Source organism: Ensifer adhaerens (assembly GCF_001270265.1).
Classification (GTDB): Bacteria; Pseudomonadota; Alphaproteobacteria; order Rhizobiales; family Rhizobiaceae; genus Ensifer; species Ensifer adhaerens_B.
The window spans coordinates 199,946-213,850 of sequence record NZ_LGAP01000004.1; the positions used below are offsets into that span (position 1 = coordinate 199,946).

8 protein-coding genes are annotated in these 13,905 nt (G+C 62.9%); 1 reads left to right on the plus strand and 7 read right to left on the minus strand.

What is annotated here, in order from left to right:
* Positions 1 to 35: 35 nt before the first annotated feature.
* From AC244_RS11105 to mutS, 6 genes are all read right to left on the minus strand, one after another.
* Positions 36 to 602: a NifU family protein gene (locus AC244_RS11105; protein ID WP_053248879.1), complete on the minus strand. Its 567-nt coding sequence runs from the start codon at positions 600 to 602 to the stop codon at positions 36 to 38.
* A gap of 372 nt (positions 603 to 974) precedes the next feature.
* A complete protein-coding gene (locus AC244_RS11110; protein WP_053248880.1) occupies positions 975 to 1,466 on the minus strand; it encodes a universal stress protein in 492 nt (163 codons plus the stop codon).
* Positions 1,467 to 1,518: 52 nt separating this feature from the next.
* Positions 1,519 to 2,583, minus strand: coding sequence for a tryptophan--tRNA ligase (gene trpS / locus AC244_RS11115; RefSeq protein WP_053248881.1), 1,065 nt, complete (start codon positions 2,581 to 2,583; stop codon positions 1,519 to 1,521).
* 258 nt (positions 2,584 to 2,841) lie between these two features.
* A complete protein-coding gene (murJ, locus tag AC244_RS11120) occupies positions 2,842 to 4,446 on the minus strand; it encodes a murein biosynthesis integral membrane protein MurJ (RefSeq protein ID WP_053248882.1) in 1,605 nt (534 codons plus the stop codon).
* A complete protein-coding gene (locus AC244_RS11125; RefSeq protein ID WP_082366821.1) occupies positions 4,443 to 7,286 on the minus strand; it encodes a [protein-PII] uridylyltransferase in 2,844 nt (947 codons plus the stop codon). Before AC244_RS11125 ends, murJ begins: the two co-directional genes overlap by 4 nt.
* A 202-nt stretch (positions 7,287 to 7,488) precedes the next feature.
* Positions 7,489 to 10,233: a DNA mismatch repair protein MutS gene (mutS, locus tag AC244_RS11130; protein WP_053248883.1), complete on the minus strand. Its 2,745-nt coding sequence runs from the start codon at positions 10,231 to 10,233 to the stop codon at positions 7,489 to 7,491.
* Positions 10,234 to 10,336: 103 nt separating this feature from the next.
* Between mutS and AC244_RS11135 the strand changes: the two genes are divergently transcribed.
* On the plus strand, positions 10,337 to 12,622 hold the full coding sequence (locus AC244_RS11135) for an NADP-dependent malic enzyme (RefSeq protein WP_053248884.1): 2,286 nt from the start codon (positions 10,337 to 10,339) through the stop codon (positions 12,620 to 12,622).
* 348 nt (positions 12,623 to 12,970) lie between these two features.
* On the opposite strand, the gene AC244_RS11140 is transcribed toward AC244_RS11135, so the two are convergent.
* Entirely contained in the window at positions 12,971 to 13,861 is an 891-nt protein-coding gene (locus AC244_RS11140) for a GNAT family N-acetyltransferase (protein WP_053248885.1), read from the minus strand.
* Positions 13,862 to 13,905: the final 44 nt, after the last annotated feature.

The window sequence follows — 13,905 nt, forward strand, 5'->3', positions numbered from 1 at the left end:
GCCTCGGAAAGGCGCAGCCGCTCGCCATCGCGATATCAGACGGCTTCGACGGCTTCTACTTCGGGAACGAAATGCCGCAGCAGATTCTGCACGCCATGCTTCAGGGTCGCCGTCGACGACGGGCAGCCCGAGCAGGCACCCTTCATGTTCAGGAACACGGTGCCGTCCTTGAAGCCGCGGAAGGTGATGTCGCCGCCGTCCTGCGCCACAGCCGGGCGAACCCGGGTTTCGAGCAGTTCCTTGATGGTAGCGACAATGGTCTCGTCGCCCGGCTCGAAGAATTCGTCTTCCTGATCCATCTGCTCGGCACGGCCTGCTCCGGCCATGATCGGCGCGCCGGACATGAAGTGCTCCATGATCGAGCCGAGGATGGCGGGCTTCAGGTGCTGCCACTCCTGCCCTTCCTTGCTGACGGTGATGAAGTCGTAGCCGAAGTAGACGCCGCTGACTCCGGGGATCGAGAACAGCCGGGCAGCAAGCGGCGAACCGGCGCGCGCTTCTTCCTCGTCACGGAACTCGGCAGTGCCGTTTTCCAGAACCACCTTGCCCGGCAGGAACTTGAGCGTGGCCGGGTTCGGCGTGGCTTCGGTCTGGATGAACATGTCTCTCTCCGTCTCGCCGGGAAGGCTCTCAACCGGCTCTTTAGAATAATTCAAAAGAATATAAGGGCTTCGTTCGGCCCTCGCAAGGGCGCAAAGAGACGCAGCTTAGGGTCAGGACCTATTAAATTCATCCATTCTGTTCAGGTCCATGGGATTGGATGGAAGGAAACAAGCGCAAGGCAAGACCCGAAGGTCTTGTCGAGCATTGTTTGCGATCAGACGGCCCATGGACCTGAACCCGAAGGGCGAGGCGGATTTCGCGCCTGACTGCGTCGGAAAGATTTGAAAATGTTCGTGCATTTCCTGCATCTTCCCTCCTTGTCAGACACGAAATCCACCACGCAGAATGGATGAATTTGATAGGTCCTGACCCTAACTGAGCGCGTCGATTTCCTCGTCGGTCAAGAGATCCGGTATCACCGTCACCGGGATCGGGAAGGCCGCCGCCTTGCCGGCGATCGACGACACGAGCGGACCGGGGCCCTCTTTTGCCGACCCTGCGGCCAGAACCAGGATGGCGATGTCGCGATCCTCCTCGATGGCCGAATGGATCTGCTCGGTTGCAGCCCCTTCGCGGATGACAATTTCGGGTTCTATCCCGATGCGCTCGCGCACGGACTGCGCCACCTTGGCAAGCGTCGCTTCCGCCTCTTCGCGCGCTTCGGCACGCATGATTTCCTCGACCCCCAGCCATTGCTGGAAGTCGCCGTCGGCGATGACAAAGAGCAGGACGAGACCGCCATTGGAATTTTTGGCGCGCATGCCAGCATAGTGGACAGCGCGGCCGCATTCCGGGGTATCGTCGATCCCCGCCATGAATTTGCGGCGGTGACCTTCAAGTCGTGAGAGTCGGGTCGAGACCATACGGCGAACATTACATTCCAGATAAACCGCCGCAAGGTCTCATTTTCGCCTTTTACTGCAGAAACCCGATGATTTCGCGAACCTCGCCCATCGTCTTTTCCGCACGCGCCCGGGCACGCTCGCCGCCGCTGCGAAGGATCGCATCGATGTGAGCCGTGTCGCCCATCAGGCGGCGCATTTCGCCGGTGATCGGCGACAGAACTTCGACCGCCAGGTCCACCAGCGCCGGCTTGAACACCGAGAACTGCTGGCCACCGAATTCGCCCAGCACCTCTTCCTTGGTCTTGTCGGAAAGTGCTGCATAGATGCCGACGAGGTTTTCCGCCTCGGGGCGTCCCTTGAGGCCGTCGAGTTCGCTCGGAAGCGCATCCGGGTCGGTCTTGGCCTTGCGGATCTTCTTGGAGATCGTCTCGGCGTCATCCATCAGGTTGATGCGCGAAAGATCCGACGGATCGGACTTCGACATCTTCTTGGTGCCGTCACGCAGCGACATGACGCGCGGCGTTGCGCCACCGATCAGCGGCTCCACCGGCGGGAAATAGGCATGGATCGGCTCTTCGCCGACGACCATATCGACGCCATAGCCGCGGGCGCGGATATGCTCCATGAAGTCGATGTTGAACTTCTGGGCGATGTCGCGCGTCAATTCGAGATGCTGCTTCTGATCGTCGCCGACCGGAACATGGGTGGCGCGATAGACGAGGATGTCGGCGGCCATCAGGCTCGGATAGGCAAGCAGGCCGAGCGAGGCGTTCTCGCGATCCTTGCCGGCCTTGTCCTTGAACTGGGTCATCCGGTTCATCCAGCCGATGCGGGCGACGCAGTTGAAGATCCAGGCGAGTTCGGCATGCTGCGGCACGGCCGACTGATTGAAGACGATATGTTTTTCCGGATCGATGCCGGAGGCGATGAAGGCGGCGGCGATCGAGCGGATCTGCCCCTTCAGGTCCTCGTGCACGAGCTGCGCGGTGAGCGAATGCAGGTCGACGACGCAATAGATGCAATCGTTGTTTTCCTGCAGCGCCACGAACTTGCGGATCGCGCCGAGATAGTTGCCGAGATGGAGATTGCCCGTCGGTTGCACACCGGAAAATACGAGCGGCTTGAATTCGTTCATGTCGTCCTCAATAGGCTGGTGGAGGGCCTCCGCATGTTTTTTCCTTAAACCGCAACCGATTTAAGAAAAAAACATGCAGCAATTCAAAGTGCTACAGCGACCCTTGCGCGTCCCATAGGACGCGCGGCGCTGTAGGGCTGATCGCCCATGTTGCTAACGGCATGGCTTATGCACGTCGGGCGGAGCGCAATCAAGTGGTCCGAATGCGGGTTGTCGACGCTGATTGGAGTCGGCATCGCCGCGTGATCGTCAGGTTCATCAGGCGTCTGCGTCAGGCATCGTTGACGGTTCGACCTTGGCCTTCGCCTTGCGCTTCAGGTTGCGGCGGATCATGCCGAGATTGGCGCCGCCGATAGCGAAGGCGAGCGCGAAATAGATCACCATGGCGGCGGCCACCAGACCGCAAAGCGTGGTTGCGCGCACGATCAGAGGCGCTGCCGACGACACTTCGTAGGTCAGCCACTGCAGGGCAAAATGCAAAGCGGCCGCCATGCCGGCCGCGGCGATGACGAGACGGGGAATGCGGGTCAGAAGCGAGATGTCACGGCCCCAATGGCCGCGCCAGACGAGCATACCGAACAGGAGCACGGCATTCACCCAGCCGGCGACGATTTCCGCCGTGGCGATACCGCTTGCGCCCAGCCGCGGAAACAGTGTCAGCGCCAGAGACACGTTCACGGCAACAGAGATACCGGCAAAGATCATCGGCGTGCGGGTATCCTCGCGGGCGAAGAAGCCGGGAATGAAAGCCTTGATCAGCACGAAGGCCGGAAGGCCGAGGCCGTAGATTGCCAGGATATGGCCGACGACCACGGTCGACGACGCCTGGAATTCGCCACGCTCGAATAAAAGCCGGACGATCGGCTCGGACATCACGAGCAGCGCTGCCGCCGCCGGCAACGTCAGGAACAGGGTGAACTCGACGGAGCGGTTTTGCAGGTTCGACGCCTCGTTGATATTGCCGGAGCGCAGCGCGCGCGCCAGTTCCGGCAGCAGCACCGTCGCGACCGCAATGCCGACGACGCCGAGCGGGAGCTGGTAGATCCGGTCGGCATAGACGAGCGACGACACCGCACCTTCCTGCGCCGAGGCGATGTTGGTGTTGATCAGGAGGTTGATCTGGGTGATGCCGCCGGTGATCGCGGCCGGCAACGCCAGCACCAAGAGCCGCCTGACATTGGCCGTCAGCCGCGGGCGGCGGAAGCCGATCTTGATACCGGCATCGCGCACCGCGACCCAGACGATCGCCAGTTGCACGAGGCCGGCGGCCATGACGCCCCAGGAGAGGCCGTAGCCGACGGCAATCGGATCCTGGCCGATATACCAGGCATAGCCGAGGATGCCGATCAGGATGATGTTGAGGAACACCGGCGCGATCGCCGCGGCGAAATAGCGGTGCAGCGAATTGAGCATGCCGGCCATCATCGCGGCGAGCGACATGCAGGCGAGATAGGGGAACATGATCGTCGCGAAGACGATGGTATTGCCGAGTTTTGCCGGATCGTTGGCAAAGCCGGGCGCGATCAGGTTGCTGACGATGAAGGGCATCGTCAGTTCCATCGCCACCGTCAGGAACAAAAGCACGGTGAAGAGAACGCCGAAGACTTCCTCGGAGAAGCGCCGCGCCCCTTCCATGCCGTTCGCCTCGATCTCCTTGGCAAAGAGCGGCACGAACGCGGAATTGAAGGCGCCCTCGGCAAAGAGCCGGCGAAAGGTGTTGGGCAGGCGGAAGGCGGTGTTGAAGGCATCGGCGACCGGGCCGGTGCCAAGCGCTGCGGCCATGAAGGTTTCGCGGATGAAGCCGAACAGACGGCTGCCGAGCGTGGCGCCGCCGACGGTTGCAAATTTCTTGACCAGACTCATGTTTCGGCTTTTGTCGTTCTTTGAGCGGAGGGCGTGCCTGCGGCAGGCGCGATGATGCCGGATGGCATGCGATCTCGAACCTCGTCGGCCTCGTCGGCCATGACGGCCTTGAGGCGAGCGGCGATGTTCATCTGGCGGTTCTCGCTGGTGACCTTCTGGCCGACGAGATCGGTGATGTAGAAGGTGTCGATGACCTTCTCGCCGAAGGTGGTGATGTGCGCCGAGGCAATGTCGAGCGAAAGATCCGACAGGACGGCGGTGATCTCCGACAACAGGCCGGGGCGGTCAAGGCCCTCGACCTCGATGACCGTGAACTTGTTCGACAGCGTGTTGCTGATCGTCACCTCCGGCGTGACGGTGAAGGCCTTGTTGCGCTTCTTGACCTTGGTGCGGCTGGCGATCACCTCGGGCAGACGCTTGCGGCCGGACAGCACATCCTCGATCAGCTTGCCGATGCTGGCCGCCCGGCGCGTCTCGTCGCCGTCGACGGAAAATTCCCGATTGACCAGAATGGTATCGAGCGCCCGGCCATCCGAGGTGGTGAAGATCTGCGCGTCGACGATGTTGGCGCCGGCCGCGGCACAGGCGCCGGCGATGACCGTCAACAGCCGCGGATGGTCGGGCGACAAGACGGTGATTTCGGTGATCGCATGGAACTGGTGCGTGCGCACCATGGTCGACAGCGCCTTGCCGGCGACATCGGCCTCGCGGATGAAGCGGGCATGACGGACCTGATCCTCGAGCGCCACCGTCAGCAGATAGGGCTGATAGTGCAGCCGCACATAGGCTTCGCGCTCGCTTGCCGGCCAGTCGGTCAGCGCATCGCTCAGCATCGTCGCCGCATGCGCCGCGCGCTCCTTGCGCGACAACTCGGAGAAGCCGCCCGAAAGCAAGAGTTCGGTCTCATAATAGAGCGTGCGGAGCAGTTGCCCCTTCCAGCCGTTCCACACACCCGGGCCGACGGCGCGGATGTCGCAGACGGTGAGGATCAGCAGCATCTTCAGCCGGTCGAGCGACTGCACGCGCTCGGCGAAATCGACGATGGTCTTGCGATCGTTGAGGTCACGGGTCTGGGCGACCATCGACATCGTCAGGTGCTCGTCGATCAACCAGGCGACAAGCTCGGTCTGCTTCGGCGTCAGGCCGAAACGCGGGCAGAGCCGGCGCGCCACCTTGGCGCCGGCAACCGAATGATCCTCCGGCCGACCCTTGGCGATATCGTGCAGAAGCACGGCGACATAGAGCACCTCGCGCTCCTCGATGCCGGGCATCAGCTTGGCGACCAGCGGATGGGCGTCCTCCTCGATGCCACGTTCGACGCGCGAGAGAACATCGACCGCCCGCAGCAGATGCTCGTCCACCGTGTAGTGGTGGTACATGTTGAACTGCATCATCGAGACGATCTTGCCGAAATCCGGGATGAAGCGGCCGAGCACGCCCGCTTCGTTCATGCGGCGAAGGATCAGCTCAGGCTTGCGGCGCGAGGTCAGGATCGACAGGAACAGCCGGTTCGCCTCCTCGTTCTCGCGCAACTGCGGCTTGATCAGGCCGAGCGAGCGCGTCACCTGGCGCAGGGCTGCCGGGTGGAACTCGAGATTGTTGATGTCGGCGATATGGAAGAAGCGCAGAAGGTTGACCGGATCGCGCTTGAACACATCGGGGCTGACCAGCGCGATGCGCCCGCCGTCATCGACGAAATCGAGCGTGCCGGCGATCTTGCGGCTGCGATGGGTGAAACGGCCGATGATACCGGAAAGGCCCGGCGCGTCCTTGGCCTGCTGATCTTCGAGCGCGGCACAGAAGATGCGGGTGAGATCGCCGACGTCCTTGGCCACCAGGAAGTAGTGCTTCATGAAGCGCTCGACCGCCGAAAGGCCGGGGTGGTCGTGATAGCCGAGCGCTTCGGCGATCTCGCGCTGGATATCGAAGGACAGGCGTTCCTCGGCCTTGCCGGTCAGGAAATGCATGTGGCAGCGTACGGTCCAGAGGAAATCCTCGGCCTTCTGGAACAGCTTGTACTCCTGCCTTGAGAGAACGCCGAGCTTCACGAGGTCGGCCGAATCCTTGACCCGATAAAAATACTTGGCGATCCAGAACAGCGTATGCAGGTCGCGAAGCCCGCCCTTGCCTTCCTTGACGTTGGGCTCGACGAGGTAACGCGTGTCGCCGGCCTTGCGGTGGCGCTCGTCGCGCTCGGCCAGCTTGGCGGCAATGAAATCCGGTCCGGTGTTGCGCACGATCTCGTGGTCGAAACGGGTCTCGAGTTCGGCGGCCAGCGTTTCGGAACCGCAGATGTAGCGGGTTTCAAGGATTGCGGTACGGATCGTCATGTCGGCGCGCGAGAGCCGGATGCACTCCTCGATCGTGCGTGTGGCGTGACCGACCTTGAAGCCCAGATCCCACAGAATGTAGAGCATGAATTCGATCGCCGGCTCTGCCCAGACGGCCTTCTTCACCGGAAGCAGAAAGAGCAGGTCGATGTCCGAGCCCGGTGCCAATGTGCCACGGCCGTAGCCGCCGACGGCGGCCACGGCGATGCGGCTTGCCGGCGGTGCATTGGCCGCGTCGAAGACTTCATTCAGCACGAAATCATGCAGCACGGTGATCAGTTGGTCCTGCAGCCAGGAAATGCGTTCGGCGCAGAGAATCCCGCCGCCGTCGCCCGAAAGCAGCTCGCGCGCCTTGGCCCGGCCGGCAAGGTTTGCCTGCTTGAAGGCGGCAAGCAGCGCCTGGCGCATCGGCTCGCGCTGCTCGGCATGCGCCGAGGCGATGAAGTCGCATTTCGCCCGAAGCGCTGCGACATCGAGAATTTCTGGAAAGGAAGTTTCGTGTCTGCCCATGAAGTGCCGAGGGGCGTCCTGTCCGACTGGTTGCGTGGTCCGCTGCATGAAGAGCGCTCCTGCATGCTCCCATCCGATCAAGGCCGAACCGGGACCGTGCAGCATTTCAAATTACTACCGGCTCATCGCCACGCCCTTTGAAGGCGCGCGGCGCTGTATAGCCTTTTTCACCGGCGCATGCACAGGAAAAACGGAATGCCCGTCAACGGGCACTCAGTTCCTTCTTCAAAGCGTAAAGTGCATCCAGCGCCTCGCGCGGCGTCATATCGTCCGGGTTGAGCGCCTTCAGCGCCTCGTCAACCCTGGAGTTCCCAGCGGGTTTGGCCTCTTCGCGCCGGATCGCCACCTGGAACAGCGGCAAATCGTCGATCAGCTGGCTTGCCGGATTCTTGCGATCGGCGTCCTCGAGCTTGGCCAGCACATCCTTGGCCCGGGCGACGACCGAAGCCGGCAGGCCGGCGAGACGGGCGACCTGAATACCATAGGAACGGTCGGCGGCACCCGGCCCGACCTCGTGCAGGAAGATCACGTCGCCGTGCCATTCCTTGACGCGCATGGTCGCATTCGAGAGCCGGCCAAGTTTCTCCGAAAGCACGGTCAGCTCGTGGAAGTGGGTTGCGAACAGGCCACGGCAGCGGTTCGCCTCGTGCAGGTGCTCGACGGCCGCCCAGGCGATGGAGAGACCGTCGAAGGTGGCGGTGCCGCGACCGATCTCGTCGAGGATCACCAGCGAGCGATCGGTCGCCTGATTGAGGATCGCCGCCGTTTCGACCATCTCGACCATGAAGGTCGAGCGACCGCGGGCGAGATCGTCCGAGGCGCCGACACGCGAGAACAGGCGATCGACAATGCCGATATGGGCGCTTGCGGCGGGTACGAAGGTGCCCATCTGCGCCATGATGGCGATCAGCGCGTTCTGGCGCAGAAAGGTCGACTTACCGCCCATGTTCGGACCGGTCAGAAGCCAGATCGCCCCACCCTCTTCGCCCGCCGGCGGCGACAGATCACAGCCATTGGCGACGAAGGCGTTGGCCGCCTGACGCTTCAGCGCCTGCTCGACGACGGGATGGCGGCCGCCCTCGATGGCGAACATGCGCGACTGGTCGACGACCGGGCGGGCATAGTTCTGCTCTTCGGCAAGCGTCGCCAGCCCAGCCGAAACGTCGACCGTCGCAAGCGCCAGCGCCGCGGCCTTGATGATCTCGGCCGCCGCCACGACGTCTGCCGTCATCGCCTCGAAGGCGGCCAGTTCGATCGACAGAGCCCGGTCGGCGGCGTTGGCGATCTTGCTCTCAAGCTCGGCAAGCGCGGTGGTGGTGAAGCGCATCGCGTTCGCCATCGTCTGGCGATGGATGAAGCGGGCGCGGCCGTCGTCCGTGTCGGTCATCGAGCCGGCATTGCCCGCCGTCACCTCGATGAAATAACCGAGCACGTTGTTGTGCTTGATCTTCAGCGACTTGATGCCGGTCTCTTCGGAATATTGCAGCTGCAGCCCGGCGATGACCCGGCGCGACTGGTCGCGCAGCCCGCGCACCTCGTCGAGATCGGCACTTGCCCCCTCCCGCAGGAAGCCGCCGTCGCGCTTGAGGAGCGGCAGTTCGTCGGCGAGCATCGTATCGAGGTGATTGAGGACGGCCGAAGGCAAGGCGTCGATCGCCGCGCGGGCCTCGACAAGCTCCTCAGAAAGATTGCCCGAGGCCATCAGCCGCGAGATCGTTGCCGCCGCCCTGAGGCCGGCCTGGATGGCGCCGAGATCGCGTGGGCCGCCGCGGCCCAGTGCCAGTCGCGACAGCGCACGCGGCATATCGGGCGCGCGCCGCAGCGAATCGCGAAGGTCGCCGGCAAAGGACGGCTGTCCGGCCAAAAGCTCGATCGAATCCAGCCGCTGGTTGATGCGATCGGGATCGGTCAGCGGCGACATCAGCCGTTCGGCCAGAAGCCGCGCGCCGCCGCTCGTCACGGTTCGGTCGAGCGCTTTCAGAAGCGTGCCTTCGCGCGCACCCGACAGGGTCTTGACGAGTTCGAGATTGGCCCGCGTCGCCGGATCGATGAACAGTGTCGAGGCCGCGCTCTCGCGCTCGGGCGTGCCGAGCGCCGGGCGTTCGGCAAGCTGGGTCTTTTCGACATAGGAGATGGCAGCGGATGCGGCGGCCAGTTCGGCGCGCGAAAAGCTGCCAAAACCATCGAGCGTCTTGACGCCGAAATAGCGGGCGATGCGGCCCTCGGCGGTGGCACTGTCGAACAGCACGGCCGGTTGCGGCACGGCCACGCGGCCGAGCACGTCGAACACGGGGCGCAGTTCCGGATCGTGGAAAACGGTGTCGGCGAGGATCAGTTCGCGCGGCTCGATGCGCAGGATATCGGCAAGCAGCCGGCTCTCGCCCGTTTCGGCAAGCCTGAAGATGCCGGTCGAGATATCGATCCAGGCAAGCGCATAGACCGGTTCCGAACCACTCTTGATGCGCGCGAGCGCCATCAGATAGTTGGTCTCCGAGGGCGAAAGCAGCTTTTCCTCGGTGATCGTTCCCGGCGTCACCAGCCGTACGACGTCGCGGCGCACGACCGATTTGCTGCCGCGCTTCTTGGCTTCGGCCGGATCCTCGACCTGTTCGCAGACCGCGACGCGAAAGCCGAGACCGATCAGTTTCTGCAGATAATCGTCGGCCGCATGCACCGGCACCCCGCACATCGGGATTTCCTGCCCCATGTGCTGGCCACGTTTCGTCAGCGTGATGCCGAGCGCGCGCGAGGCTTCGACGGCGTCCTGGAAGAACAGCTCGTAGAAGTCGCCCATGCGGTAGAAAAGCAGCGAATCCGGGTTGTTCGCCTTGATCTCGATGAACTGCTCCATCATCGGCGTCGCCGAGGAACGGCTCTCCTCGGTCGCCAGATCGGCTGCAGAAAACACCTCGCCGGAGCGGCTCGATTGGTCTGTGACGAAATTCATGATTGTCCCGAAAAAAGAGATGGCACACTATCCGCAAGCAATTATAGACGACAACCATAAAGAGGCGCCCCGATAGGGTCGCCCACAGGAGGATAGAGGAAACATGCCGGCCACCGACAAGACCGATCGCACAATGACGAGCGTCACCGCGCAGGAAGCACTCGACTTTCACTCGCAGGGTCGTCCCGGAAAGCTGGAGATTTCCCCCACCAAGGCCATGGCCACGCAGCGCGACCTGTCGCTTGCCTATTCGCCCGGCGTTGCCGTACCGGTCAAGGCGATCGCCGCGGACCCCTCCACCGCCTACGACTACACGACGCGCGGCAACATGGTCGCGGTCATTTCCAACGGCACAGCCATCCTCGGCCTCGGCAATCTCGGGGCGCTCGCCTCCAAGCCGGTCATGGAAGGCAAGGCGGTGCTGTTCAAGCGCTTTGCCGACGTCGATTCGATCGACCTTGAGGTCGACACAGAGAACGTCGACGAGTTCATCAACTGCGTGCGTTTTCTCGGCCCGTCCTTCGGCGGCATCAACCTCGAGGACATCAAGGCGCCGGACTGTTTCATCATCGAGCAGAAGCTGCGCGAGGTCATGGACATTCCGGTGTTCCATGACGACCAGCACGGCACGGCGATCATTGCCGCTGCCGGCCTCATCAACGCGCTGGCGCTGACCGGCCGCGACTTCAAGACGACGAAGCTCGTCTGCAACGGCGCCGGGGCGGCGGCCATCGCCTGCATCGAACTCATCAAGGCGATGGGCTTCAACCCGGAAAACGTCATCCTCTGCGACACCAAGGGCGTGATCTTCCAGGGCCGCACCGAAGGCATGAACCAGTGGAAGTCGGCGCATGCGGTCAAGACGGACCGCCGCACGCTCGCCGAAGCGATCGACGGCGCCGACGTGGTCTTCGGTCTTTCCGCCCAGGGCGCGCTGTCCGAAGACATGGTCCGCTCGATGGCGCCGCGGCCGATCATCTTCGCCATGGCCAACCCGGATCCGGAAATCACCCCGGAGGAAGTCGCCCGCATCCGTGACGACGCGATCGTCGCGACCGGCCGTTCGGACTACCCGAACCAGGTCAACAACGTGCTCGGCTTCCCCTATATCTTCCGCGGCGCACTCGACGTGCGCGCCTCGACCATCAACGATGCGATGAAGATCGCCGCGGCCGAAGCACTGGCAAGCCTTGCCAAGGAAGACGTGCCGGACGACGTCGCGGCCGCCTACCAGGGCAACCGTCCGCGCTTCGGCGCGCAGTACATCATCCCGGTTCCCTTCGATCCACGCCTGATCTCGGCGATCCCGATGGCGGTTGCCAAGGCGGCGATGGAAACCGGCGTCGCACGCAAACCGATCACCGATCTCGAAGCCTATGGCCGCCAGCTCTCCGCCCGCCGCGATCCGATCGCCTCGACGCTGCAGCGGATCTACGAGCGCGTCCGGCGCCAGCCGAAGCGCATCGTCTTTGCCGAAGGCGAAGAGGTGCAGGTCATGCGCTCGGCGATCGCCTATGCCAACCAGCAGCTCGGCACCGCGATCCTGCTCGGCCGCGAGGAGCGCATGCGCGAGACGGCGGAGCGCGAGGGCATCGATCTCGACCGCCCCGGCATCCAGATCGTCAACGCCCGGCTTTCCAAGCGGGTCGGCGCCTATACCGACTATCTCTACGCAAGGCTGCAGCGCAAGGGCTACCTGTTCCGCGATGCCCAGCGCCTGATCAACAACGACCGCAACCATTTTGCCGCCTGCATGGTCGCGCTCGGCGATGCCGACGGCATGGTCACGGGCATCACCCGCAACTATTCGACGGCGCTCGAAGACGTGCGCCGCTGCATCGATCCGAAGCCGGGCCACCGGGTGATCGGCGTATCGATCGCGCTCTGCCGCGGCCGGACTGTGCTGGTGGCCGATACGGCCGTGCACGACATGCCGTCTTCCGAAGAACTCGCCGATATCGCCGAGGAAGCAGCCGGTCTCGCCAAGCGCCTGGGCTACGTGCCGAGGGTGGCGATGCTCGCCTATTCGACCTTCGGCCATCCCTTGGGCGAACGCTCCGAGCGGGTCCGCGAGGCGGTCAACATTCTCGACAAGCGCCGCGTCGATTTCGAATATGACGGCGAGATGGCCGCCGACGTGGCGCTCAATTCGCGGGTGATGGAGCAGTATCCCTTCTGCCGGCTTTCGGGCACGGCCAACGTGCTCGTCATGCCGGCGTTCCACTCCGCGTCGATCTCGACCAAGATGCTGCAGGAACTCGGCGGCTCGACCGTTATCGGGCCACTGCTCGTCGGCTTCGACAAATCGGTGCAGATCGTTTCGATGTCCGCCAAGGATTCCGACATCGTCAACATGGCCGCAATCGCCGCCTACAACGCCGGAATGTAAATTCGGCAACCGCTGTCCGGTTTCGGGACACACCCTGCTCCATCGGCGAACAGGGTGTGTCGGGCCGACGCAGAAACTGCATGGATCTGCGCACAAAAGAAGAGCTCGACACCCTTGGGAAAGGGGGCGAGCTCAATACATAATGGAAGACTTACTTCCGCTGCGATGAAAATAATATGGAGATAGAGCGCAATATACGCCAATCTCATGTGAAGCTGGCGGTTCTCTCCGTTATTTGTTCTATTCTTTCGTCATGAAACCAAAACACTTCTTGACAAGACTAGTCTCTCTTTCGGGATCGAAAGTCAAACCCATCCTTAATATCTAGTTAATTGCGTCGACCGCCTGTCAGGATACTGACGTGGCAAACCGTCCGGCATCCGCGCCGTAATAATTGAGGTAGCGGCCGGAGATATTGCTGATCGGCAGAACGATCAGCACGTCGGTGGTGCGGAACGCATGATCGACCACGGCGCCGTCGCCGACCATGGCCCCGAGGCGCATGTAGCCCTTGATCAGAGGCGGCAAGGCGGCCAGCGCCTTCTTCGGATTGATGGCCTCGACCGGCATCATGTCCATGGTCCGGTGCAGTTCGGCGCGGGCGCTGACGGCCCATTCATCGCGAGCACGGATATTGTGGTGAAGGAAGGAAAGCGCCAATGCATGCTCGGCGGGAACGACGCCCGGGAATGAACCGCAGCCGAACATGGCATCGACGCCGTATCTGAGCGCGTAGGCCCAGTTGCCCTGCCAGAGCAGCTCCACCGTACGCTTCGTGCGGTAATCCGGCAGCACGCAGGAGCGACCGAGCTCCATGAAGCGCTTGTTGGGATGGCGCGAGAGAAGTGCGCCGACATCGAATTCCGAAGCGGAGTAGAAGCCGCCGGCACGCTCGGCCACGTCCTGGCGCAGCAGGCGATAGGTGCCGACGATCTGATCTTCCGGATCGCCCTCGATCGCCGTGTCGAGCACGAGCAGATGGTCGCAGATCGCATCCCAGCTATCGACGTCGCGCTTGCGGCGATCGAGATCAGGGCCGACCTGCGCCTTCATCTCCTCGACGAAGACCTTGTAACGCACCGCCTGCGCCGCATCGATCTCCGATGCGCTGCGTGCAAGTCGGGTCTCAAGGTTCGCTATTCGGCCGAGAACGTCGGTCGCCGGGGCGGTCATTGTCTTGCCGACGCAAGCCTGAGAAGTGTCTACCACGCTCGTCGAATCCAGAAGCTCGATCGTCATCCGCGTCATCCCGAATCATTCATATCTGCCGGGCTTAGACCACG

Excerpts from the sequence above, each read along its gene's own strand:
- trpS (WP_053248881.1), bottom strand. The coding sequence starts at position 2,583 with ATGAACGAATTCAAGCCGCTCGTATTTTCCGGTGTGCAACCGACGGGC.
- AC244_RS11125 (WP_082366821.1), bottom strand. The coding sequence starts at position 7,286 with ATGGGCAGACACGAAACTTCCTTTCCAGAAATTCTCGATGTCGCAGCG.
- AC244_RS11140 (WP_053248885.1), bottom strand. The coding sequence starts at position 13,861 with ATGACGATCGAGCTTCTGGATTCGACGAGCGTGGTAGACACTTCTCAG.
- mutS (WP_053248883.1), bottom strand. The coding sequence starts at position 10,233 with ATGAATTTCGTCACAGACCAATCGAGCCGCTCCGGCGAGGTGTTTTCT.
- AC244_RS11110 (WP_053248880.1), bottom strand. The coding sequence starts at position 1,466 with ATGGTCTCGACCCGACTCTCACGACTTGAAGGTCACCGCCGCAAATTC.
- murJ (WP_053248882.1), bottom strand. The coding sequence starts at position 4,446 with ATGAGTCTGGTCAAGAAATTTGCAACCGTCGGCGGCGCCACGCTCGGC.
- AC244_RS11105 (WP_053248879.1), bottom strand. The coding sequence starts at position 602 with ATGTTCATCCAGACCGAAGCCACGCCGAACCCGGCCACGCTCAAGTTC.
- AC244_RS11135 (WP_053248884.1), top strand. The coding sequence starts at position 10,337 with ATGCCGGCCACCGACAAGACCGATCGCACAATGACGAGCGTCACCGCG.